Annotated in this window: 18 protein-coding genes, 2 tRNA genes and 1 pseudogene; 18 read left to right on the top strand and 3 right to left on the bottom strand. The window is 40.0% G+C overall.

Annotation, left to right across the window (positions count from 1 at the left end; all coding sequences use genetic code 11):
* The first annotated feature begins 25 nt into the window (after positions 1 to 25).
* Together mutL and ABWU87_RS10130 are read left to right on the top strand one after the other, a co-directional pair.
* Positions 26 to 1882 carry a DNA mismatch repair endonuclease MutL gene (mutL, locus tag ABWU87_RS10135; RefSeq protein ID WP_353330413.1) on the top strand — a complete coding sequence of 619 codons (1857 nt, stop codon included), beginning with the start codon at positions 26 to 28 and terminating at the stop codon, positions 1880 to 1882.
* 28 nt (positions 1883 to 1910) lie between these two features.
* The gene (locus ABWU87_RS10130; RefSeq protein ID WP_353330411.1) at positions 1911 to 2681 is read left to right on the top strand and encodes a C40 family peptidase; all 771 of its coding nucleotides are present in this window, start codon (positions 1911 to 1913) and stop codon (positions 2679 to 2681) included.
* A gap of 1399 nt (positions 2682 to 4080) precedes the next feature.
* Here ABWU87_RS10130 and trpS read toward each other — a convergent pair.
* Positions 4081 to 5070 (bottom strand): tryptophan--tRNA ligase, encoded by a 990-nt coding sequence (gene trpS / locus ABWU87_RS10125; RefSeq protein WP_353330409.1) that lies wholly within the window; start codon positions 5068 to 5070, stop codon positions 4081 to 4083.
* A gap of 184 nt (positions 5071 to 5254) precedes the next feature.
* Between trpS and ABWU87_RS10120 the strand changes: the two are divergent.
* From ABWU87_RS10120 to ABWU87_RS10105, 4 genes and pseudogenes are all read left to right on the top strand, one after another.
* Positions 5255 to 5608: pseudogene (locus tag ABWU87_RS10120) on the top strand (glycoside hydrolase domain-containing protein); the annotation flags it as partial.
* 234 nt (positions 5609 to 5842) lie between these two features.
* Complete coding sequence (locus ABWU87_RS10115; RefSeq protein WP_353330407.1) at positions 5843 to 6604, top strand: YaaA family protein; 762 nt, start codon at positions 5843 to 5845, stop codon at positions 6602 to 6604.
* 102 nt (positions 6605 to 6706) lie between these two features.
* Positions 6707 to 7267, top strand: coding sequence for a sugar O-acetyltransferase (locus ABWU87_RS10110; RefSeq protein WP_353330405.1), 561 nt, complete (start codon positions 6707 to 6709; stop codon positions 7265 to 7267).
* A 191-nt stretch (positions 7268 to 7458) separates the two neighbouring features.
* Entirely contained in the window at positions 7459 to 8664 is a 1206-nt protein-coding gene (locus ABWU87_RS10105) for an MFS transporter (protein WP_353330403.1), read from the top strand.
* Positions 8665 to 9111: 447 nt separating this feature from the next.
* Here the strand turns inward: ABWU87_RS10105 and ABWU87_RS10100 are convergent, their stop codons facing one another.
* Positions 9112 to 11427 (bottom strand): TonB-dependent receptor, encoded by a 2316-nt coding sequence (locus tag ABWU87_RS10100; RefSeq protein ID WP_353330401.1) that lies wholly within the window; start codon positions 11425 to 11427, stop codon positions 9112 to 9114.
* 407 nt (positions 11428 to 11834) lie between these two features.
* On the opposite strand from ABWU87_RS10100, the gene ABWU87_RS10095 reads away from it, so the two are divergent.
* The 9 genes from ABWU87_RS10095 (at position 11835) to tsf (ending at position 19658) form a co-directional block, all read left to right on the top strand.
* A tRNA-Val gene (locus ABWU87_RS10095) sits at positions 11835 to 11909 on the top strand.
* A 32-nt stretch (positions 11910 to 11941) separates the two neighbouring features.
* Positions 11942 to 12016, top strand: a tRNA-Val gene (locus ABWU87_RS10090).
* Between the two features lie 137 nt (positions 12017 to 12153).
* Positions 12154 to 13500, top strand: coding sequence for an adenylosuccinate lyase (purB, locus tag ABWU87_RS10085; protein ID WP_353330399.1), 1347 nt, complete (start codon positions 12154 to 12156; stop codon positions 13498 to 13500).
* Between the two features lie 66 nt (positions 13501 to 13566).
* Positions 13567 to 15060, top strand: a complete 1494-nt coding sequence (locus tag ABWU87_RS10080) for a pseudouridine synthase (RefSeq protein WP_353330397.1) — start codon at positions 13567 to 13569, stop codon at positions 15058 to 15060.
* Between the two features lie 64 nt (positions 15061 to 15124).
* Entirely contained in the window at positions 15125 to 16531 is a 1407-nt protein-coding gene (gene asnS / locus ABWU87_RS10075; protein WP_353330395.1) for an asparagine--tRNA ligase, read from the top strand.
* A gap of 457 nt (positions 16532 to 16988) precedes the next feature.
* On the top strand, positions 16989 to 17450 hold the full coding sequence (gene rplM, locus ABWU87_RS10070) for a 50S ribosomal protein L13 (protein WP_353330393.1): 462 nt from the start codon (positions 16989 to 16991) through the stop codon (positions 17448 to 17450).
* 6 nt (positions 17451 to 17456) lie between these two features.
* On the top strand, positions 17457 to 17843 hold the full coding sequence (gene rpsI, locus ABWU87_RS10065; RefSeq protein WP_353330391.1) for a 30S ribosomal protein S9: 387 nt from the start codon (positions 17457 to 17459) through the stop codon (positions 17841 to 17843).
* Positions 17844 to 17964: 121 nt separating this feature from the next.
* Positions 17965 to 18804: a 30S ribosomal protein S2 gene (gene rpsB / locus ABWU87_RS10060; RefSeq protein ID WP_353330389.1), complete on the top strand. Its 840-nt coding sequence runs from the start codon at positions 17965 to 17967 to the stop codon at positions 18802 to 18804.
* A gap of 29 nt (positions 18805 to 18833) precedes the next feature.
* The gene (gene tsf / locus ABWU87_RS10055; protein ID WP_353330387.1) at positions 18834 to 19658 is read left to right on the top strand and encodes a translation elongation factor Ts; all 825 of its coding nucleotides are present in this window, start codon (positions 18834 to 18836) and stop codon (positions 19656 to 19658) included.
* A gap of 172 nt (positions 19659 to 19830) precedes the next feature.
* On the opposite strand, the gene ABWU87_RS10050 is transcribed toward tsf, so the two are convergent.
* Complete coding sequence (locus ABWU87_RS10050; RefSeq protein ID WP_353330386.1) at positions 19831 to 20178, bottom strand: translation initiation factor; 348 nt, start codon at positions 20176 to 20178, stop codon at positions 19831 to 19833.
* Between the two features lie 127 nt (positions 20179 to 20305).
* On the opposite strand from ABWU87_RS10050, the gene ABWU87_RS10045 reads away from it, so the two are divergent.
* The 3 genes from ABWU87_RS10045 (at position 20306) to porU (ending at position 25431) form a co-directional block, all read left to right on the top strand.
* Positions 20306 to 20959 (top strand): redox-sensing transcriptional repressor Rex, encoded by a 654-nt coding sequence (locus ABWU87_RS10045; RefSeq protein WP_353330384.1) that lies wholly within the window; start codon positions 20306 to 20308, stop codon positions 20957 to 20959.
* Positions 20956 to 21573: a fumarylacetoacetate hydrolase family protein gene (locus ABWU87_RS10040; protein WP_353330382.1), complete on the top strand. Its 618-nt coding sequence runs from the start codon at positions 20956 to 20958 to the stop codon at positions 21571 to 21573. Before ABWU87_RS10045 ends, ABWU87_RS10040 begins: the two co-directional genes overlap by 4 nt.
* 132 nt (positions 21574 to 21705) lie before the next feature.
* Positions 21706 to 25431, top strand: coding sequence for a type IX secretion system sortase PorU (gene porU, locus ABWU87_RS10035; RefSeq protein ID WP_353330380.1), 3726 nt, complete (start codon positions 21706 to 21708; stop codon positions 25429 to 25431).

Below are 25431 nucleotides of genomic sequence, written 5' to 3'. Positions count from 1 at the left end.
CAATGCAACTAGCTGATTATTTATTATGAGTGATATTATTCGTTTGTTACCCGATTCAGTAGCCAATCAGATTGCTGCCGGTGAAGTAATTCAACGTCCGGCTTCAGTCCTGAAAGAACTAGTCGAGAATTCTATAGATGCCGGTGCTAAAGAGATACATATTCTGATTACTGACGCAGGAAGAACCTGTGTTCAGGTAATTGATGATGGTAAGGGAATGTCTGAAACTGATGCTCGGATTTCCTTTGAGCGTCATGCCACTTCCAAAATTCGCGATGCAGCCGATCTTTTTGCTCTGACCACAATGGGGTTCCGCGGTGAAGCGCTGGCTTCAATTGCCGCAGTGGCACAGGTAGACCTTAAAACCCGCAGGGAAGATGATGAGCTGGGAACCATAATTTCGGTAGCCGGTTCAAAAGTGGAGCGACAAGAAACAGTTTCCTGCCCGAAGGGTAGTAACTTCTCAGTGAAGAATCTATTCTTTAATGTGCCAGTGCGCCGTAAATTCCTGAAATCAAACCAAACTGAGTTGAGCAATATTCTCACTGAGTTTGAACGTATAGTGCTTGTGCATCCAGAGATAGCTTTTACTCTTCACAGTAATGACGCAGAACTTTTCAATCTGCCGGTTTCATCTCTTCGTCAACGCATAATTAATGTGTTTGGAAAGAAGATAAATCAGCAACTGCTTAATGTGAATGTGGACACTAGTCTGATCAAGATATCGGGATATATTTCCAAGGCCGATTCATCCCGAAAGAAAGGAGCGCACCAGTATTTCTTTGTTAACGGACGTTATATGCGCCATCCGTATTTTCACAAAGCGGTGATGGAAGCTTATGAAAAACTGATTCCTGCAGGTGAACAAATTTCTTATTTTCTTTATTTTGATGTAGAGCCTGGTGATATTGACGTGAATATTCATCCGACAAAAACGGAAATCAAGTTTGAAAATGAGGTGCCTATCTGGCAAATACTTGCAGCAGCAGTGAAAGAGTCGCTGGGTAAGTTTAACGAGGTGCCTTCTATCGATTTCGATATGGAAGGTATGCCTGATATTCCGGCATATAATGGCGCGGCACCCATTCAACCGCCTAAGCTCAATTTCAATCCGAACTTCAATCCATTTCAGAAAATACCTTCGTCCTCCTATTCTCGTCCGGATAATGATTGGGAAAAGTTGTACAGTGGTTTGGAACAAAAATCTCACTATGCTGAGCCCGATTATGAACTGGAAGTTATAGAATATCCGGCTTTCCAGGAAGAGGAGCCTGAACCAGAACAGGCAACATTATATGATGAAGAGCCTGTGTCAGAGAAAAGCTCCCTTCAGTTTCAGTTTAAAGGCCGGTTTATCTTGACATCGGTGAAATCCGGATTGATGCTAATTGACCAACACCGTGCACATATCAGGGTGCTGTTTGACCGCTATTTGCAACAGATAAGGACTCGTCAGGGAGTTACTCAAGGAGTGCTCTTTCCTGAAATCGTGGAACTTCCGCCCTCCGAAACTGTAGTTTTGCAAGAGATCTCAGAAGACTTGTCTGCCATTGGCTTTGATCTGAGCGATTTGGGCGGAGGCAGTTATGCCATAAATGGTGTCCCTACAGGAATTGAAGGATTGTCACCAGTTCAGCTTATCAGAAATATGGTTCATACAGCCATGGAAAAAGGCTGCGATGTCAAAGATGAAGTGCACAATGCGCTTGCTCTGACACTTGCTAAAGCAGCTGCTATCGTTTACGGGCAAGTATTAAATAGTGATGAAATGACCCGATTGGTCGATTCACTTTTTGCTTGTGCAACCCCCAACTTTACTCCCGATGGAAAAACTATCTTGTCGGTGCTGAAAGAGGAAGATATTGAAAGACTCTTTAAGTAACTGATAACTTATATAAAATATAAGATCTATGGAATACGCTATCTGTTTTGTGCCAAACATCCCTCTACGGGCGGATCATGATGAATGCTCGGAGATGATGACAGAACTCCTTTTCGGAGAGAGCTGTACCGTGACTGAATCCTGGGGAAGCTGGAGTAAGATAATCAATAAAGCCGAAGGCTATGTAGGCTGGGTAACCACCAAAATGCTTACTCCTGTTAGCAAGGAAGAGTTTGATGCTTACGATCCAACCCTTCAGCCGGTGGTGACCACCCTTTTTTCTCAGGCAGTGAACGAGAATACTGGTGAAAAAATATTGCTGACTGGAGGAAGTGTGCTTCCGGAATACCATGAAGACGGAACCTTTCGTGTGAAGAACGACCGCTTTCGGTTGAATCCGGCCGATGTTCTGCCGCAGAATGAATCATTGCTCGATACGGCCCGTCGTTTTCTGAACACTCCTTACCTGTGGGGTGGTAAAAATGCAATGGGCATGGACTGTTCCGGATTGACACAAGTGGTAATGCGTATGCATGGGCTCCAGATTCTTCGTAACGCCAGCCATCAGGCAACACAAGGAGAACTTGTGCCATTTGTTTCGGAAGCCTTGCCGGGCGATTTGGCTTTCTTTGATCATGCCGATGGAAAAATTTCGCATGTGGGAATGGTGGCTGAGCCTGGATATATAATCCACTGCTCGGGCAATGTACATATTGACAAACTCGATGGAGAAGGCATTTTCAGTGAAGAACGGAATATGTATACTCACAATCTGCGACTCATTAAACGATTCCTGTAGAGTCTCATTTGCAACTAATATCTTGTAGGTCTTGGATCTTTCAATCCTGCAAGTAAACTTCTTGCCGGAACTGCACCGTTGAATGCCGTTCCGGCTTTCTTTATCTCTGTCTCTCTCTTGGAGTGTTTACTGTATGTCCAGAATGTGTCACCTTTCCGGGAACCGGGTTAGATGTTAACCCCGATTGCTCATCCATCTGATTTTGGCATTCAGTTGTTTTTGATTTCTATTCTTCTGATAAACAGCATAAAAGCTTCAAAAGTTGAGGCTGATAAAGCAACTATACCTCCCTATGTAAGAGAAATGTAAAGTTTTTTAGTGGTAGTGTGGCAGAGAAAACATTCTTTTTCTCGTTCTGTAAATCGTAAATCGAAAAAAATCTTTTTTGAAGAATTTTTATTTTTCATTATCTGAAACTGGATAAACCTTATTTTTACTGACACTACTGACACTAAAATTATTTACAAGTCTGGATGTATAGTTAAGACTATCAAGCGGTTATGGGGGTAATGTTTGGTTCTTGGCAACCTGGTAGATAGGGTATCTCAAAGGCAGGTTGGCCATTGTCGAGACTGTTGAACCTGTTTCGCTATTTTTGAAGCAGGTAGTGAGTATCAAGGCTCAGTTGGGCATTGCCGAGAGCAAGAAAATGATTGTGAGGCTGAGGTGGAATTTGAAATCGCTGAATTTTAATCGAAAAAATACAATGGGAACCCAGCCTAAAGTTCTTTATTTAAAATGGTGGTGTAGATGGTGTACTAAAATAGCCCTTTTTTCGGTTTCAAAATTTCATATTTGAAAAAAAATCTTTTTGAAGAATTTTCAAATTTCATTTTCTGAAACCGAAAACAGTCGTTTTCTCTGCACCATCTACACCACTGTAGGTAATCGTATCGCATTATGTAGCTGATTATCTGTGTTATAAATATGAAAGACAACATCAATTAGTGTTAAGAATTCATTGGTCAACCCATTACAGAATTTAGAATAACATTAGTCAACCAAAATCCAACGATTAGAGAAACTGGGCAATGAATTAATCCTGCCAACACAGACTATTACCCCAATCTTGTACAAGATTAGGAGGTAATCATGTACAAGATTGAATCCAAACCTGTACAAGATTGGAGAGGAACATGTACATGATTGGACTAATCATTGCCGCTGTTTTGGTTAGTTCTTCCTGTATAACAGATTAGTTCTTGCCAGTAGCACCACTAATCCACTGAGGAGGAACAAATATCCTGTTAGTAAGGTTGTGTGCTATCCTTTTCTTTTGCCGGACTTATTCCGTTGATTTCGTTACTCGTGATAGTGCTGTATGAAACCGGTAGTGGGGTAGGGATAACAAAAAAAGGGCTATAAAAATAGCCCCCATATATTTGTGTTGTGTGAATTATCAGATTTCGCGGAATCCGATTACCTCTCTGATTTCCTTCAGCGTTCTAGCTGCACTTTCTTGTGCTTTCTCAGCTCCTTGTTTGGCAATCTTTGCAAGCAGTTCAGTATTGGAAGAGTATTCCATTATGCGTTCGCGAATAGGTTCGGTATAGGCAATAACGTCTGCTGCCAGCTGTTTCTTCATATCTCCATAACGGATAGAGCAGTCGTTGTATTTCTCATTAAAGAAATTATAAGTATCTTTTGTTGAAACGATATCCATGAAAGTAAAGAGGTTCTGAATCACTTCGGGCTTTTCGCTGTTGGGCACTGTAGGTCCTGCATCGGTTACCGCTTTCATCACCTTCTTGCGGATAGTTTCGGCATCATCCATCAGATAGATGCAGTTGCCTTCCGATTTTCCCATCTTTCCTGAACCATCCAGTCCTGGAACCTTGATTGCTTTATCCGACAGTGAGTAAGAAGCCGGTTCGGGAAACAGTTCTGTTCCGTATATAGTATTGAAACGGCGAGCAAATTTGCGGGCCATTTCCATGTTTTGTTCCTGGTCTTTTCCTACTGGTACCTTCACTGCTTTATGGATAAGAATATCTGCAGCCATCAAAGTTGGGTAAGTCAGCAGTCCTGCATTCACATTGTCTGGTTGTTTGCGGGCTTTTTCCTTGAAAGAAGTGGTACGCTCCAGTTCTCCCAGATAAGCGTTCATGTTGAGGTACAGGTAAAGTTCCAACACTTCCTTTACATCACTTTGTATGTAGATGGTTGCTTTATCCGGATCGATTCCGCAAGCGAGATACTCCGCAAGGATAGTGCGGGCGCTCTTTACGATATCTTCTGGTTTAGGATGAGTCGTAAGGGAATGCCAGTCTGCTATAAAGAAATAACAATTATATTCGTTCTGCATCTGCAGAAAACTCTTCACTGCTCCAAAGTAGTTGCCCAAATGCAGGTTACCCGTTGGGCGAATTCCACTAACAACTGTTTCCATAATTCTTTTGTTTCTAAAAATTTTTTTGCAAAGATATGAAATAATCAGGAAAAACAGAATAAATTTTTATACCTCTTCATTTATGGTTTGTAACTGTTCCCGGAATTCCCTTTAGACAAATGGCCTAGATCCTTCAAGATGGAGGCAAGCGCTATTGGGGAATAGTATATAGAGAAACTCCTATGGTGAGTTTTCGCCACGTCCGGTATGGAATCTCTGGAAAACATTCGGTATTACCGATGCCAAAATGATTGGTTACTGGGATAAAGAGTCTCCTGTGAAAACCAGCCATGCAAACGTGAAAGCCACCGTATATGTCAAGGGGAAGCAAACTCTTATTGCCATTGGCAACTTTAATGATAAAGATCAAAATATTAAACTCTCGTTCGACTGGAAGACCTTAGGGCTGACTCCCGGGAATACCATCTTGGATGCCCCTGAAATTAAGGACTTTCAGCAGGCGGTACCTTTTGGAGTGAACGATACAATTCCTGTAAAAAGTAAGCAGGGATGGCTTCTTATTTTGCAGGAGAATTAAATAAGACAGCTATTATATAAGTAGAACTGAAAAAGAGGATGTCTAAATAGGGCGACATCCTCTTTCTTTTTTCTGGTACGTCCTTAAAAATGAATAAGGAAGTACAATACAACCGAAAAACTTATGTTTTGGAACGATTCAATTGCTTTTCTTTTGATAAATTATTGTTCTATTTTGTAACTTGCAACGCTTTACCAGTAGAGTTGGTAAGATGTTTCTTAAATAGTATAGCTTATGCAGATTCTAATTTCACCCGCTAAAACTATCAATACGCGCCTGTCGAGGCAGGCGCCTTATGGTACCAAACCTTGGTTTGCCGATGAGGCCGCCCGGATAGCCTTGTATATGGCCAGCTATTCGATCGATCGGTTGGAAGGATTGTTGAAAATTAGCCCGAAACTAGCAATCGAGACCTATAAAAGAATTGAAGTGTTTCATGCCGACGAGACTCCTGCTCGTCCTGCTTTATTGGCATATACAGGGATGGTATTTCAGCACATTGCTCCGTCCGATTTTACGGATTCAGATTTCTTTTATGCGCAGAAACATCTACGCATTGCTTCTCCTTTTTACGGAATGTTGCGTCCGCTGGACAGAATAAAGGCTTATCGTATGGAATATGATGTGAAGCTTCCGGAACTTGGTGGTGTGACGATGTCTGATTTTTGGCGGTCAAGACTTGCCACTCCTTTCATTGAAGAGATTCGTGCGAGTGGAGGAGTGCTGGTTAATCTGGCTAGTATGGATGTGCAGCCTTCGTTTGACTGGAAAAGAATGGAAAAAGAAATAACGGTTGTTACACCCGAATTTAAAATGTGGAGAAATGGGAAACTTGAAACCGTAACTATCTATGCAAAGATGGCGCGGGGTGAGATGACCCGATTTATTCTGAAAAACCGTATTGAGAAGTCTGAAGATTTGAAAGGGTTCAGCTGGGAAGGATTTTCTTTCAATGCTGAATTATCTAATGAAAAGCGGCCTGTTTTTACCAATTGATTGAATCGTGAAACATTGAGCGATGCAAGTGTGTTGTTGATGATAGAATAACCTCTATGCTCTGATTGATATGTTTTTGATCCTTTTATAAATTAATACAAAATGGCGACGGAAAAAGAAAAGATGCGAAATGGAGAGCTGGCAAACACTTCCGATCCGGAGTTGATGGCTGAACTTTCAAAAGCAAAGGTGCTGATCGCAAAACTAAATACGTTATATTTGGGATCCCCAGATTTGCGGGTGACCTTGGATGAGCTGCTTCCCAATAGCCATTCGACCGCTATGGTTTGTCCTCCTTTTTATTGTGACTATGGCTATAATATTGAGTTAGGCGAAAATGTCTTTATTAATTTTAATTGTGTAATTCTTGACGGAGCACCTGTTAAAATTGGACATCATACCTTGATTGGCCCATCAGTGCAAATTTATACGCCACAACATCCGATGAACTATCTGGATCGTCGCCAACCGGTTGAGAGCGCCCACCCAGTAACAATAGGAGATGATTGTTGGATAGGCGGTGGTGCTATTATTTGTCCGGGAGTTACTATCGGCAATCGTTGCATTATCGGTGCAGGAAGTGTGGTAACAAAAGACCTGCCCGATGATTCACTTGCGGTAGGGAATCCGGCGATTGTAAAAAGAAAGCTGAATGGAGATTGAATATGAGTTTTAGCTATTATTTGATATCCCTTTTTTGCAACTTTATATAGTTTATTATTGTTTTATAATGGAATAATTTGTAGTAAATAACACTTTTAGTGCACAATGTGATTTGGGTTGTTACATCGGAAAAGCTGTAATAGACTAATGCTTATAAGTAAACCTCCGCTTCTTATAAATCTTGAAGTAATATGTCAATCCAACGAGAGTATTCAAGCCCATTTATCTATTTGATTCTTGTTTTGCCATATGGAATTAGTGGTGGTTTTACAGGTGTAACTTTGCCATTCTTGCTAGTGAAAAATGGATTTACAGTTTCAACAGCAGCTGTTGTTACGGCCTTGGCTGTATTTTCGAATGTGTGGCGTTTTCTTTGGGGGCCAATGACTGATTTATCTTTAACTTTGCATAAATGGTATATCATCGGAATTACTTCAAGTTCTTTTACTTTATTATTATTTTGTTTTGTCCCTCTTACTCTGAGTTGTAAAGCAATAATAATGGTTCTTGCTTTTGTATCATCAACAGCATCTACGTTTATTGTGTCGCCTGTAGGTGGATTTATGGCAAAAACCGTGAAAAAAGAACGGAAGGGTATGGCTTCAGGTTGCTCTCAGGCTGCTAATTTAGCAGGAGTTGGAATTGGTGGTGGGGCCGGTTTATGGCTTTCTAATCATTTTTCGTATCAGGTGGCTATTATTGTACTTGTTTTGGCAATACTCTTTTGTACTTTTGCTCTTTATTATGTACCATCTGTAAACGCGGTATCGGATAAAAAGATACTAGAAAGAATAAAGCTTATTGGTGTTGATATTAAGGAACTTGTTCATTCTCCTGTTTCTTTGTTTTCTTCCATAATAATCTTTACCCCAATAGGTGTAGGAGCAGCTCAATTTCTTTGGTCCTCAGTAGCAAAGGATTGGTCTGTGAATCCTGATCTGGTAGCGCTTATCTCCGGAACAATGTTTGGAATTGCCAGCGGATTGGGGGGACTGTTTGGAGGTTATATTTCTGATAAGTATGGCCGATGGAGTGCTTATTTTGGTTCTGGTGCTTCTTTGGCTGTAATAACGCTTTTAATGGGTATATCTGACTTCGTTCAGTCTTCATACATAATAGGGGTTTTGACTTATGGCTTTATGTGTGGTGTAAACTGTGCAGCATACTCCACAATTATTTTACATGCTATTGGTCATGGACTTGCTGCTACCAAATATGCATTACTGTCTTCAATTGGTAATATTCCGCTTGCATATATGACGGCCATTGACGGATGGCTACATGATTATGGAGGTGTTAAAATGATGCTTTTTGGAGAGACCTTGATTGGATTTTTCTTTATCCTGATTTTTTTATCTATTATGCAGCACTACAAAATTCATAAAATAAGCATATAAAAGCATACATATTACTTATGATGATACTTTATGAAATTTAGGCAAAGAATTGAGATCATTAAAAAGAAAAATAAAAACTTGGGAATCTGTATTGTCTAATTTCACTATGGATTATAATTAAAAAACGGAATGTTATCACAACATCCCGTTTTACCTAACCCTAACTTATAAGAGCCATAACGGCTCCTTTGAAGTTTCATTAGTATTATGCAACCTTTCTTTTTTATATGTTGCATAATAAAGATTGGTTTCTGATGATGAAATTTTTTATTTTTTCAGAGTTTATAGTTATTAGTCGCAATTTAAAACCAAAAATTGCATCAGCAACTAAATATTTTATTAAATTATCTAAAATAAACGATCTAGTGAAGGATAAAATAAAAAAAGGCGTTATCTCAACGCCCTTTTTTATGCCGGGAATTCATTATATCCGGCTTCTGAAAACTATTATTTACTTCCACTCATTACACCAGAGTCAGTATCCTGGTTATTTAATTTCTTTTGTGCCGATTGATATTTTCGACCGAAGCTGAAATTGTAGGATATCTTAAGCACAAACAATTGCGAACTTTCCTTAATATATTTCCAGTTTTTGGAAGGAGCTAAAGCGTTTCTGTTTTCACCTCCAACTTTGTAATCGTTTACAAATGGGTCAAGCATATATGTTCCAATGCATAATTGCTTGTGCTTGTACATCAAACCAACAATGTGGAAGTTTTCACCATAATTTAGAGTCTCTCCATAAAAATCGTTTTCGTGATTCTGCGCCTGGAAGAAAGCTGACCAGTTTTTGTAAGAAGCATTCGCCTCTACTCTATAATACCAATTTGTATAACTATGGTGATAGTTGTTTCCCTTACTATCAAAGTAGTTGACTCCGGTTACCAACTTCACGGAAAGATGGTCCTTAATCGGACTGATTGTGAGCTCTGCCTCCGTGTTCAGTTTTTGCCAACTTTTTTGATTGTCTTTGGTACGGACAAACATATTATCTACAAACCGTGTTTCTTCCATAATGGGTTTGGTGTAATACCAATGTGCGGCCATTAAACTCCCACTGAATATCCCTTTGCGGAAATCGTAAGTCAGCGAATTGGTATAAGCTGTATATGGTTTCAGATTGCTGTTCCCTCTGCGAACTTGTAATGAATCAATAGCCTGTGTCACATCACTTAATTCAGATAATGAAGGCGGGTTACTGTATATGTTTCCTCGGTAACGAAGAAAAGAGTTATCACTGAAATTGTATTTTAGGCTTAAGGTAGGTCGGAATGTGTATCGTTGGTATCCATCGCCAGCCTGACTGAACCATGACCGTGAACCGCCTATCCCGAAAGAATAATTAAACTTCTCCATTTTCCCCTGAAATTCAGTGTATATATATGTATCAGCTTGTTTCATCTCAGTTTTCGTTATTCTGCTATCCGAAAAATAGTCATTATTAGTGAAACTTTGGGTGTGTTTTATCCCTGCGCTTAATTTTCCGGCTTTAAACTCCTTTTCGTAAATACCCTCGCCAATGAGTGAATATTTGTTTCCATCCACGTTCGTAAAGAAGTTGGTCAGAGTTTCATTGCTTTTTACTTCCTGATAAGATCTTTTGGAGTTTGTATCTATATAAGTTCCTACTACGTTCAGTATAATTGATTGTTGATTTTTGAGGTTACGTTGGAAATAGAGATCAAGTGATGGCGCGTGTTCCCAGCTTGATGATTTATCGGTCATGTGTACTCCTTGCTCTTTATTTCCTGCCGGATAAAGCAAACTTTGAAAATTAGCTTTAGGGTTATTGTGAAGATTGCCTCGAACCGTGGCATTGAAGAACCATTTGTTTGGTTCCTGATAATTATAATTCAGGTGCATGTAGTGCCAGTTCGTGGAAAAAAGATCTGAAATTCCGTCTTCTAAACGTGTAAAGCTCTTTTCTTCAGGGTAATTAAAGGTCTCGGAGTTTTCTCTCCACATATGAAATCTGTCTCTGATGCCTCCGTAATAGAATAAATCCAGTTCTGATTTTTTGTGATTGACTTTAGCATTAAAGCTGTTGTTGCTGAAGAAAGTATGGGGAGAGTTATTCAAATCGAAGGAAATAAAACCTCCGCTCTCGTGTCGACGAGTAATATAATTGATTACAGCTTCGGCGTTTTCATAACGTAATCCCGGATCTTCGTGATGCTCAATGCGAAGAATATCTTCAGGACGCAATGCTATCACCTCCTGGACACTGGCTTTTACTCCATTAATCCGGAGCTGAACTTCTCCTCCTCCCGACGCACTAATGGTATTTCTTACTACATCCACCTGAATACGCTTAAGCTGTAACTGCTGCAAAAGATTGAATCCGTTGCTTGAAGCTTTCATCTGGGCCGAAGAGGGAAGGATAATTTTTCTGTCATTTTTGTTAATAACATTGGCGGCGCTTACCACCACTTCATTAAGTGCTACTGCTGCTGAGTCTATTTTAATGTTACCTAAATCAATATCTTTAGTAAAATCGGCTATTGGAAGATTTTTTGTTTTAAATCCAAGGCTTGAAATTTGAAGACTATAAACACCTGATTTAAGATTCTCCATGCTGAATTTTCCTTTAATGTCGGTCATTCCTCCAGTGACAAAGCTAGAGTCGCTTTTTTTTAGAATTACATTTGCGAACTCAATTGGTTCGAGAGCTGCTGACATAATTCGCCCTTTAATTTGTAATGACTGGGCTGATAAAGCCTGGCAAACAATTATTGCAACTAATAAACAATATATCTTTTTCATTTCAGTAAAATCATTTGTAATTAATAGAAATCAGATTACTTTGTAAGCGCTACATTTCTTTAGACGGAATGAACAGGAAAAAGGTTGCAATGATTTTATTCTTTAGACAGAAAATGATTTGTCTGCATCAAGTTAATGTAATCAGCAAAACACCATTGTTACTTACTGATACATATAATCCGAATTATTGGATAATCGAAGACTATAAATTATGGTTGGAGGAAATAAAACAGGATGGAAGGTTCTGGATGTCTAAAATGGGTTAAAAAAACTTTGGTTCATTTATTGCTGAAGAACAGGTGATTGTCTGTTTTTGCAAAAAATAATTAGAAAAATAAGTGCTAAAAGTTTTGCAGGTTTCAGGAAAAGCCATATCTTTGCATCGCTTTTGAAAACGAAAGTGTCTCGGGCGTTTAGCTCAGCTGGTTCAGAGCATCTGCCTTACAAGCAGAGGGTCGGCGGTTCGAATCCGTCAACGCCCACTTCAAAACCCAGAGACTTTCGTTGATCAAACGGGCGTTTAGCTCAGCTGGTTCAGAGCATCTGCCTTACAAGCAGAGGGTCGGCGGTTCGAATCCGTCAACGCCCACTTATCAAGCCTTGCAAGTGTTTCTTGCAGGGCTTTTTTTATTTCTTTACCTCTTTAATACAATTTTTTTTTCAAAACCATATCTCCCTATTCAAATAAAAGAGTTAATTTTGCAACCTGATAATTATCATTACACTATGAAACTTGATTTACTTACGGCGATCTCACCGATTGATGGCCGATATAGGGGCAAAGCTGAAGCTTTGGCTTCTTACTTTTCTGAATTTGCATTGATTAAATATCGTGTGCAGGTAGAGGTGGAGTATTTTATCACCTTGTGTGAACTGCCGTTACCGCAATTGAAAGGTGTTGGTACCGAAGTATTTGAATCTTTGAGAAATATCTATCGTAATTTTTCTGAGACTGATGCACAACGAATTAAAGATATTGAAGGTGTTACAAATCACGATGTGAAGGCTGTTGAATACTTCTTGAAAGAGGAGTTTGACAAACTGGGTGGTCTGGATGAGTATAAAGAGTTTATACATTTCGGATTGACTTCGCAGGACATTAACAACACATCTGTTCCATTATCAGTAAAAGAAGCATTGCAAAATGCATATTATCCATTAGTGGAAGAGTTGATAGCACAATTGAAGCAATATGCTGACGACTGGTCGGAAGTTTCCATGCTTGCGAAAACTCATGGACAACCTGCTTCGCCAACCCGTTTGGGTAAGGAGGTTATGGTGTTTGCTTATCGTCTGGAACGTCAGTTGGCTGTATTGAAAGCATGTCCAGTAACAGCTAAATTTGGTGGAGCAACCGGCAATTACAATGCGCATCATGTGGCTTATCCGTCTATTGACTGGAAAGCTTTTGGAAATAGCTTTGTTTCAGAAAAGTTGGGATTGGAGCGTGAAGAATATACAACCCAGATTTCAAACTACGATAACTTATCGGCTATTTTTGACGCGATGAAACGTATCAATACAATTATGATTGATATGAACCGTGACTTCTGGATGTATATCTCTATGGAATATTTCAAGCAGAAAATTAAAGCCGGCGAAGTTGGATCAAGTGCAATGCCTCACAAGGTAAACCCGATTGATTTTGAAAATGCAGAAGGAAATCTTGGAATTGCAACTGCCATTCTTGATCATTTATCTTCTAAGTTGCCGGTTTCCCGTCTACAACGCGATTTGACTGATTCAACGGTGCTCCGTAATGTAGGCGTTCCATTTGGGCATATTATAATTGCAATTCAGAGTTCATTGAAGGGATTGCGTAAGTTAATCCTGAATGAAACAGCTATATATAATGATTTGGATAACTGCTGGAGTGTAGTGGCTGAGGCTATTCAGACCATTCTTCGCAGAGAAGCATATCCAAATCCGTATGAAGCGCTTAAAGCTCTGACGAGAACCAATCAGGCTATCACTGAATCTTCAATTAAAGATTTTATCGAGGGGCTTGATGTGAGCGAAGAGATTAAGAAAGAGTTAAGACGTATAACACCTCATAGTTATACAGGAGTTTAATTTATATTGAGAGTTATTTAAAAAAAAGGCCGCGAGGCCATAAGTTCTAATTTTATTCGAATAAAAATGAGCACAGACAGAGAAAATTGGCGAGATTCTAACAATGATGATAGAAGCGCCAGCCGTGATGGTAATAAGTCATTTAACAGAGAGGGCTTTGGCCGTCGTGATGACAGTAGACCTTCTTTTAACAGTAGATTTAACCGTGAAGGGGGAGATCGCCCACGTTTCAACCGTGAAGGTGGTGACAGACCACGTCCTTCTTTTAACCGTGAAGGTGGTGATCGTTCACGCTTCAATCGTGAAGGCGGTGACAGGCCACGTTTCAATCGTGAGGGGGGTGATAGACCACGTCCTTCTTTCAATCGTGAGGGTGGTGACAGACCGCGTCCTTCTTTTAATCGTGAAGGTGGCGACCGTCCACGCTATAATCGTGAAGGTGGTGATAGACCACGCCCTTCCTTCAATCGCGAAGGTGGTGATCGTCCACGTCCTTCTTTCAATCGTGAGGGTGGTGATAGACCACGCTTTAACCGCGAAGGAGGTGACAGACCTTATCGTCCGTCATTCAATCGCGAAGATAAGCCCTGGAGAAGAAATGAAAATCAGGAGGGTGAAAACGGAAATCGTCCTAGATTCCGTCGACCAGACAGCAATTACGGAGGCCCATCTATCCAAAGAGAGGGAGATGACAGGCCACGTCGTCCAAGATTCTCCACAGGTGAAGGCAGATCGCAATCTTTTGCCCGTCCAATCCGTAGAAGAACAGATGATTATGATCCGAACGCTAAGTACAGCGAAAAGAAACGGATTCAATATAAAGAACAATTTACAGATCCGAACGAACCAATTCGACTTAACAAATACCTGGCTAATGCTGGAGTTTGTTCTCGTCGTGAAGCTGATGAGTTTATCTCAGCCGGAGTTGTGTCTGTAAATGGAGAAGTAGTAACTGAACTTGGAACCAAAGTGAAGCGCAGCGATGTGGTTAAATTCCATGATCAAACTGTGAGCATTGAGGGTAAGGTTTATGTTTTGCTTAACAAACCAAAAGATTGTGTGACAACATCTGATGATCCTCAGGCAAGACTAACAGTGATGGATTTAGTGAAAGGAGCCTGCACAGAGAGAATTTATCCGGTTGGTCGCCTTGACCGTAACACTACCGGTGTGCTGCTGCTTACAAACGATGGCGATTTGGCATCTAAACTAACTCATCCTCAGTATTTAAAGAAGAAAATTTATCATGTTTATCTGGATAAAAATGTAACTAAACATGATATGGAGCAGATTGCCGCTGGTGTTACACTTGATGACGGTGAGATCCATGCTGATGCAATTAGCTATGCAACAGAAAACGATAAGGACCAAGTGGGAATTGAAATTCACTCAGGAAAGAATCGTATTGTTCGCCGTATATTCGAATCACTAGGATATAAAGTTATAAAACTGGACCGCGTATTCTTTGCCGGTCTTACCAAAAAAGGACTTCGTCGTGGCGAATGGAGATATCTTACTGAACAGGAAGTGAATATGCTTCGCATGGGTGCTTTTGAATAATAGTAAAAGAGAGGGGTGTATGCAAATATGCCCCTGACTTATATAATAATATAGTAAAGATTTTATGGAAAAGATTAGTAGAACAAGAGTTGTTGATGTCCTGAAGATGGATTGCTTCGGGAAAATTGTCAACGTGAAGGGATGGGTCAGAACTCGCCGGGGCAGTAAACAAGTAAACTTTATCGCCTTAAACGACGGTTCTACCATCAATAATATTCAGATTGTAATTGATATAAATAAATTTGGAGAAGAATTCCTGAAACCGATCACTACAGGAGCTTGTATCAGTGTAAACGGAGAGCTTGTGGAGTCGATGGGACAAGGGCAGGCAGCTGAGCTTCACGCAAATGAAATTGAAATACTTGGTACTGCCGATCCAAACACTTATCCTTTGCAGAAAAAGGGACATTCTATGGAGTTTCTTCGTGAAATTGCACACCTTCGTCCACGTACAAATACGTTTGGTGCGGTGTTCAGAATTCGCCATAATATGGCTATTGCAATTCATAAATTCTTCCATGAACGTGGTTTTTTCTATTTTCATACGCCGATTATCACTGCATCCGATTGTGAAGGTGCTGGACAGATGTTCCAGGTAACTACGATGAATCTGTATGATTTGAAGAAAAATGAAGATGGGTCTATCAATTACGATAACGATTTCTTCGGAAAACAAGCTAGTTTGACTGTGTCAGGGCAGCTGGAAGGAGAACTTGCTGCAATGTCCATGGGGTCAATTTATACCTTTGGTCCTACTTTCCGTGCAGAAAATTCAAATACTCCCCGTCACTTGGCCGAATTCTGGATGATTGAACCAGAAGTTGCCTTCAATGAAATTGAAGAAAATATGCAGTTGGCGGAAGACTTTATTAAATATTGTGTGAAATGGGCATTGGATAACTGCATGGAAGATATTCAATTCCTGAACAATATGTTTGATAAAGAACTAGTTTCACGCCTGGAATTTGTTCTTGAACATGAATTTGTGCGCCTGCCTTATACCGATGGTATCAGAATTCTTGAAGAGGCTGTTGCTAACGGTCATAAATTTGAATTCCCGATATATTGGGGTGCAGACCTCGCTTCTGAGCACGAACGCTATTTGGTTGAGGATCATTTTAAACGCCCGGTAATTTTAACTGATTATCCGAAAGAGATAAAATCGTTCTATATGAAACAGAACGATGATGGCAAGACTGTTCGTGCGATGGATGTATTATTCCCGAAAATTGGAGAGATTATAGGTGGATCACAGCGCGAGGAAGATTATGATAAATTGTCGAAAAGGGCTGAAGAGATGGGAGTGCCAACCAAAGATATCTGGTGGTACCTCGATACCCGACGCTTCGGTACTGCTCCTCACTCAGGTTTTGGACTAGGATTTGAGCGTTTGTTGCTCTTTGTAACCGGAATGACCAATATCCGCGACGTGATTCCTTTCCCGAGAACACCTCGCAATGCAGAGTTTTAACGAGATTTTTTCTTTGTTGCAATAATAAAGGATGGCGCTTTTCATAATTTGCGCCATCCTTTATCTGTTTTTAGAGGAGTGCTACTAAAGAACTTGATTTTCTGATTTGTTGTTAAAAATATACAACTTCGTTGAGTAAGAGAGATTATTGAGAAGCTTGCTTTAATATATTGGACTTCGATGTATAACTTATTGAAACTTGTTGTACTGGGTGTTGTCTATTAGCTTGTTTCATAATATATTCCTTTATAAGCTTTTAGCTCAAAGTCGTTAAAAAGAAAAAATAAGTGAAATAGTTTGCCGTTTCAAAGAAAAGCAGTACTTTTGCAAGCCGATTATTATCTAAAAGGATAAGAGATTAATTCATAGCTAATTAAGGTTCCTTTGTCCGGGGAGCCTGTAATCAGCATGAATATTTATGTTTATTAGTAGTTAACAATTTAAAAACAATTAAGCAGTGGATACTTTAAGTTATAAGACCATTTCTGCAAACAAAGCAACCGCAACAAAGGAATGGGTCGTAGTTGATGCGACAGACCAGGTGTTGGGACGCTTAGGTGCAAAAGTTGCCAAACTGTTGAGAGGTAAGTACAAACCAAACTTCACTCCTCACGTAGACTGTGGTGACAATGTAATTATTATCAATGCCGACAAGGTGAAGTTGACAGGAAACAAATGGAATGACAGAGTTTATTTGTCATATACAGGCTACCCTGGTGGTCAGAGAGAAATAACTCCTGCCCGTTTGATCGCAAGACCTAATGGTGAAGACAAGTTATTGAGAAAAGTAGTAAAGGGTATGCTTCCTAAAAATAAATTAGGTGCAAAGCTTTTAGGTAACATGTACGTTTACGCAGGAAGCGAACACAAACATGCTGCACAGAACCCTAAGTCAATTGATATTAACTTACTTAAATAATAAATAATGGAAGTAGTAAATGCATTAGGCAGACGTAAACGCGCAATTGCTCGCGTATTCGTAAGCGAAGGTACCGGAAAGATTACTATTAACAAGAGAGACCTTGCAAAGTACTTTCCATCAACCATTCTTCAATATGTTGTAAAACAACCATTGAACAAATTAGGTGCAGCTGAGAAGTATGACATCAAGGTTAATTTGTACGGTGGTGGTTTCACAGGACAATCACAAGCTCTGCGTTTAGCAATTGCTCGTGCTCTTGTGAAAATCAACCCTGAAGATAAGAAGGCTCTTCGTTCTGAAGGCTTCATGACACGCGATCCACGTTCTGTTGAACGTAAGAAACCGGGTCAACCAAAAGCTCGTAGAAGATTCCAGTTCAGTAAACGTTAATACTTGCTGGATAATTTTCAGGAGTAAGCGTTTAGTATCTAAACTATCGGGACTCTTAGGCAGGCTACCCGACGGTTGGTTATAAAACAAAAAAGAAAGTAAACGATTAAAAATTAAAAAAATGTCAAGAACAAATTTTGATAATTTATTAGAAGCCGGTTGTCACTTCGGACACTTAAGAAGAAAGTGGAACCCTGCTATGGCTCCTTATATTTTCATGGAACGTAATGGTATCCACATTATCGATCTCCACAAAACTGTTGCAAAAGTTGAAGAAGCTGCTGAAGCTTTGAAGCAAATTGCTAAATCAGGAAAGAAAGTACTTTTTGTTGCTACTAAAAAACAAGCAAAACAGGTGGTTGCTGAAAAAGCAGCTTCTGTTAATATGCCTTATGTAATCGAGCGCTGGCCAGGTGGTATGTTGACTAACTTCCCAACTATCCGTAAGGCTGTAAAGAAGATGGCTACTATCGACAAATTGACTAACGATGGTACATATTCAAACCTTTCTAAAAGAGAAGTTCTTCAAATTTCTCGTCAACGTGCTAAGTTGGACAAGAACTTAGGTTCAATCGCCGACTTGACTCGTCTTCCTTCTGCACTGTTTGTTGTAGATGTAATGAAGGAAAATATTGCAGTTCGTGAAGCTAATCGTTTAGGTATTCCAGTATTTGCTATCGTTGATACAAACTCTGATCCTTCAAACATCGATTTCGTGATCCCTGCAAATGATGACGCTACAAAATCTATCGAAGTGATCCTGGAAGCTTGCTGCACTGCAATGAGCGAAGGTCTCGAAGAAAGAAAAGCTGAAAAGATTGATATGGAAGCGGCTGGTGAAGCTCCTGCAAACAAGGGAAAGAGAAAATCGGCTGCTAAAGCACGATTGGACAAAAACGATGAGGAAGCAATCAATGCTGCTAAAGCTGCTGCTTTCTTGAAAGATGATGAAGAAGCTTAATAACTAGATCAATTAATACATAAAAGACTATGGCTGTAACAATGGCAGATATTACCCACCTGCGTAAAATGACAGGTGCCGGTATGATGGATTGCAAGAATGCTTTAACAGAAGCAGAAGGCGATTTTGACAAGGCAATTGAAATTATTCGTAAAAAAGGACAGGCTGTTGCTGCAAAACGTTCTGATCGTGAAGCTTCAGAAGGTTGTGTAATAGCAAAAGCTGCAGGCGAATTTGCTGCAGTTATCGCATTGAAATGTGAAACAGACTTCGTTGCAAAGAATGCAGATTTCGTTGCTTTGACTAACGAAATCCTTGATCTTGCTATCGCAAATAAATGTGCTTCTCTTGACGAAGTAAAAGCTCTTCCTCTTGGTAAAGGAACAGTTGCTGATGCTGTTACTGACAGAAGCGGTATTACTGGAGAAAAAATGGAATTGGATGGATACGGTGTTGTAGAAGGTTCTTCTACTGCAATCTATATTCACCCGGGAAACCGTTTGGCTACTGCAGTTTCTTTCAATATTGCTGGCGTTGATGCACAAGTTGCTCACGAAGTTGCAATGCAGATAGCTGCAATGAACCCTATCGCAGTAAACGAAGAAGGTGTTCCTGCTGACATTCTGGCTCGTGAAAAAGAAATCGCAGCTGACAAAGCACGTGAAGAAGGTAAACCTGAAAACCTGATCGAACGTATCGCTCAAGGTCGTATTGCTAAGTTCTACAAAGAAGTTTGCTTGTTGGAACAGGAATACGTGAAAGATCCTAAGGTTACTGTTGCTCAGTATCTGAAGAGCGTAAACAAAGATCTGACAGTGCTTAACTTCAAACGTTTCACTTTGAACGCAGACTAATAAGAAGATTTTAGAAAACTATATGGCGGCTGAATGGATTTAACTGTTCAGCCGCTTTTTTTATTGCAGGATTTTATACAGGAGATGTTCTCAATAAAACAGAATGGGGAATGCTATTATTAAGCATTCCCCATTTTCTGAACATCTTTTATTTATCAATAGATGTAATTGCCTATCCAACAGGTTTTGTCTTGGTATATCCTTCCTTCTTCAATAGCTCAATAATTTTGAGCTTGAAATCTCCCTGAATGATAATTTCACCATCTTTGGCCGCACCACCCACTCCGCATTTTGTTTTCAGAAATTTACCCAGTTCTTTCAGGTCTTCTTCTGTGCCAATAAATCCGGTAATTAATGTTACTACTTTTCCACCTCTGTTTTTCTTATCAATCGAAACTCTGAGGTTTTGCTTTGCAGGATCTATAGTCGCCTTTTCTTCGTCGTTATCTTCTTCATAATTGAAGTCAGGGTTGGTTGAATAGACAATGTTCAAACGGTCTTTCCAATCATTCTTTTTCATAATTTTCATATTTTGATTCCAAATGTAACAAACTTAAAGATATGTTCAAAATAATCTTTTCTTTATTGATGGTAAGTTTTCAAAAAATAGTGTATTTTTGTAGTTACCAAATTATAGATGGAGTGCTATGAGCGATAACGAACTAAAAGCGATAAAAGTACCTGAACCTTCTTTGCGCAGGCTTCCCTGGTATCTTTCCAATGTGAAGCTGTTGAAAAAGAAAGGTGAGCATTATGTCTCTTCTACACAAATTTCAAAGGAAACAAACATTGATGCATCTCAGATAGCAAAAGATTTATCGTATGTAAATATCTCAGGACGTACACGCGTGGGTTATGAAGTGGACGAACTGATTGCTGTGCTTGAAGACTTTTTGGGCTTCACAAACGAGCACAGGGCATTCTTGTTTGGAGTTGGTAGCCTGGGTGGAGCCCTTCTGCGTGACACCGGTTTGAATCATTTCGGTCTTAAGATTGTAGCCGCATTTGATGTCAATCCCGAACTTATCGGACAGGCAATAAATGGCATTCCCATTTTTCATTCCGATGATTTTCAGAAAAAAATGGAAGAGTACGATGTGAATATCGGTGTACTTACTGTCCCAATTGAAATTGCTCAGGATATAACAGACAAAATGGTCGAAGGTGGTATAAAAGCAGTTTGGAATTTTACGCCATTCCGTATCCGTGTTCCTGAAAATATCGTGGTACAGAATACTTCTTTGTATGCCCATCTGGCGGTGATGTTTAATCGTTTAAATTTTAACAGGTCAAGTAAATGAAGATTATAGCCGTAGGGATGAACTACGCTGAACACAATAAAGAGCTGGATTCTACGTTAATTCTACCGGAAGAGCCGGTTATCTTTATGAAACCAGATTCTGCCTTGCTCAAAGATGGCAAACCGTTCTTTATCCCCGATTTCTCAAAGGAAATTCATTATGAAACAGAATTGGTTGTCAAAATAAGCAGATTGGGTAAAAACATTCCAAAACGTTTTGCTCATCGATATTATGATGAGGCAACGGTTGGCATTGATTTTACTGCCAGAGATCTTCAGCGTAAGCTGCGTGAATCAGGAAATCCTTGGGAGATATGTAAAGGATTTGATAATTCTGCTGTGATTGGCAAATTCGTTCCTGTCAATAAGTTCAATAATATTCAGGAAATAAACTTTCATCTGAATATTGATGGGAAAAGGGTTCAACAAGGGAATACAGCGGATATGCTATTTAAGGTTGATGAGATAATAGCTTATATCAGCCGTTTCTTTACGCTGAAAATAGGTGACTTATTATTTACAGGAACTCCGGTTGGGGTTGGCCCTGTGGCAATCGGTCAAAATTTGCAAGGTTATTTGGATGAAGAAAAGGTACTCGACTTCGATATCAGATAATTAAATTGCATTTTAATAACAGGAGGGTGTATGTGTAGCCGATACTCTATTTTTTCCCTTTTACTTTTCTTTTTTGCTTTGTCGGTGTCAGCGCAGAATTTTATTTCGCTGAAATGGCAAAATGCATCGGTGATGAAACAACTCTCCTTTGATGATGCCCACTATGTTCCCGGAAGTTCTTTACCACGTTACATTCAGAATATTGAATTGGGTGACGATTATGCAAACTATACATATCAGGTAAAAATTGAATATCCCGAGTTTCAGCTATTGTCGAAAAATGAGAGTGCTCTACTTCCCGTTGCAAATGAATCGCTGAATGAATACCCCGTACCTCAAACCCGACTTTTTGTTTCAGCAAAAAAAGGAATTCTCGAAGTCTCTTTTGTCCCAATAGTCTATCGGGATAAAACGTATCAGCGAATTAATTCGTTTAAACTCACATTGGTAAAAACTCCCATAATCCAGAAAAGAACAGCATCCAAGAGGCATTCTTTCATCACAAACTCTGTTCTGGCAACAGGAAAATGGGTAAAGATTCGTATTGCTGAATCAGGTGTTTATAAAATTACCAATGCTGAACTGACAAAAATGGGATTCACTAATCCGGCTAAAGTAAGATTGTATGGATACGGAGGAGCACTTTTGCCCGAAAGTTTCACTCAAACCAAGAATGACGATTTGCCTGAAGTTCCATTATGGCGTGAGAAAGATTATGTGCTATTTTACGGCAGAGGAGTTGTAAGCTGGGATGCAACAAGCGCTCTTTCCCGTTTTATGCATACAGACAATTATTACTCAAGTTACGGATATTACTTCTTGTCAGAAGGGGAGGAAACACCAATATCTTTTCCTGTTCAGGAATCGCTCTCTTCAGATAATGCTACTATCGTAAACAGTTTTGATGATTATGCATTGTATGAAAAAGATGTGTATAACTGGACCTCTTCGGGAAGAGAACTTTATGATAGCTATGATTATATTTCCGGTAATAAGAAAAGCTATACTTTTACTTTACCAGGAATAACAAATGAAGATGCTTATTGCACAGTTGCATTTGCGGCGAGAACATCTGCAGTAAGTTCCGTATCTGTAGATATCAACGGAACCGGACGCGGACAATTTGCTATAAGTCCAACACCATCTGGAGACTCCTACTGTAAAGCTCAGCCAGGAAGTGGAACCTTGCTTTGGAGCGGAGATAAGAGTGAACAGACAACCGTAACTTTGACACATACTCGGGAGTCGGGAGCTTCCGGAAGGCTGAATTATATTCAGTTGAACTATAGACGCAATCTCTCATTGTATGGCTCGTATACGGCTTTCCGAGATGCCTCTTCTCTTGGTAAAACGGTAACATATAAACTATCTGGAGCAAATAGTAACGTGAAGATATGGGATGTGACAGATGTTGGCGACTATAAACAGGTGAATGGTTCTCTTGCAAATGGTACTTACTCTGTGACTGTTGATAACTCTTCATTGCGTGAACTGGTAGCTGTTGATGTTACCGGTGCTGCTTTCAAGAGTGTTGAAGTCGTTGGCCCCGTCAGCAGTCAGAATCTGCATGCATTACAGCAATGCGATATGGTGATAATAGTGCCTTCGAACGGCGCATTCCTTTCGCAGGCTGAACGATTGGCCGAGGCTCATCGGACCAAAGATGGAATGATTGTGCACGTGTTAAAGGCCGATCAGGTTTATAATGAATTTTCTTCCGGCACCCCGGATGTTACTGCATACCGTTGGTTGATGAAGATGTTTTATGATCGTGCCGTATCTTCGGAATCTGCCAATAAGTTGCCGCGCTATCTTTTACTCTTCGGAGACTGCAGTTGGGACAATCGGATGATTACCCCATCCTGGCAAGGATATTCGCCGGATGATTTTCTTTTGTGTTATCAATCTAAAAACTCTACATGGGAAACCTATTCTTATGTAACAGATGATTATATGGGAGTTTTGGATGATAGTGAAGGTACAAGTCTGGAATATGACGGGATGGATATCGGAGTAGGTCGATTCCCGGTTCGTACAATTACTGATGCCTCCAGGATGGTTGACAAAACAATTGCCTATATGAATAATAAAGAGCTGGCTCCATGGAAAAACACTCTTTGCTTTGCCGCCGATGATGGTGACAATAATCTTCATATGAGCCAAGCCGAGGAACTTGCGGGTAAAATTGAAAGACTCTATCCGGAATATCAGGTAAATCGAATTTATCAAGATGCCTATAAATGGGAAACGACTGCTACCGGACACACTTATAAACAAGCAACCAAACGGTTACTTGAGCTTTTCAAGGAAGGAATGTTCGTAGTTAACTATACAGGTCACGGAGGTCCGGGTGGATGGTCGGCAGAGAATTTGCTGACATCATCGGATATAATTGGTCTGAATTCGCCAAAATTACCACTTTGGATAACTGCAACTTGTGATTTCTGTCGGTACGATGATGTTAGTACATCCGCAGGTGAACTCGCATTTTTAAATGAAAAAGGCGGAGCTATTGGCCTATTTACGACTTCCAGAGTTGTGTATGCCCAAAATAATTCAAATCTTAATAAGGTTATATGTAATTACTTGTTCTCTAAACAAAATGGGAATAGATTGCGTTTGGGCGATATTATGCGCTTATCAAAATGCGATCCAAATTTGAGTGGCGATTTAAATAAACTCAAGTTTTCATTGATTGGCGATCCTGCACTAATGCTGACCTATCCCGATTGTAAGATTGTAGTGGATAAGTTTAATGGCAAAGAGGCTTCGGCTAGTGATATCTCCATTAAGGCCGGTGGGAAAGTAACAGTAGAAGGACGTGTTACCGACAATGATGGAAATACGCTGACTGATTTTAATGGGAAAGTATATCCTACTGTGTTTGACAATAAAGAGAGTGTCACAACCCTGAATAATGATGGAACAGGACGAATACCTGATCCAAACAATTTGGGAGAAACCATCCCGGGAGGTTTTACATTTTCTCAGCGAGTGAAAAAACTTTTCTCGGGTAGTGATTCCATTAAATCAGGTAATTTCACATTTAATTTCCCCGTTCCAAAAGATATAAACTATTCAGACCTTCAGGGATTGGTTAATCTCTATGCTGCTGATGGCACAACAGGGCGGGAGGCAAATGGTGCATACAGTAATTTCCTGATTGGAGGAACAGAGTCTGGAATGGAAAATGCCGATACTTTGGGGCCGAAAATCAACCTTTATCTTAATACGCCCGATTTTGTCTATGGAGGAAAGACGAATGAAACACCTTATCTAGTCGCAGAGCTTGAAGATAAAGATGGCATCAATACGGTAGGAAACGGAATAGGTCACGATATCGTTGTGATGATTGATAATTCACCAGCCTATACTTATGTGCTCAATAATTATTATGAATCTTATTTTGGCGATTTTACTAAAGGGCAGGTGCGTTATGGCTTTTCTGCTTTGCCAGAGGGGAAACATACATTATTCTTTCGTGCATGGGATATCCTGAATAACTCTTCCTCAACCTCCTTGGAGTTTGAGGTGGTAAAAGGCCTGAGTCCGGATTTGTTCAACGTAGTATGTACCAAGAGTCCGGCACGTGAAAATACAACCTTTGTATTAAGCCATGATAGGCCAGAATCGAATATTGATGTTAAATTAATGGTATACGATTTCTCCGGCCGTGTGATGTGGACGCATACCGAAAGCGGCATGAGCGCAAATAGCTATTATTATGTGGATTGGAATCTCACAAGCAACGGTGGCCAGAGACTAGCTCCGGGAGTCTACCTGTTCCGTGCATCCATTTCATCAGGAGGAAGCAAAACTGATAGCAGTGCAGGAAAAATAGTTATCCTTGCACAATAA

The sequence above is a fragment of the Bacteroides sedimenti genome (genome assembly GCF_040365225.1).
In the GTDB taxonomy this organism is placed as follows: domain Bacteria; phylum Bacteroidota; class Bacteroidia; order Bacteroidales; family Bacteroidaceae; genus Bacteroides; species Bacteroides sedimenti.
The sequence above is the reverse complement of the archived record's forward strand: the minus strand, read 5'-3'. Positions and strand labels throughout refer to the sequence as shown.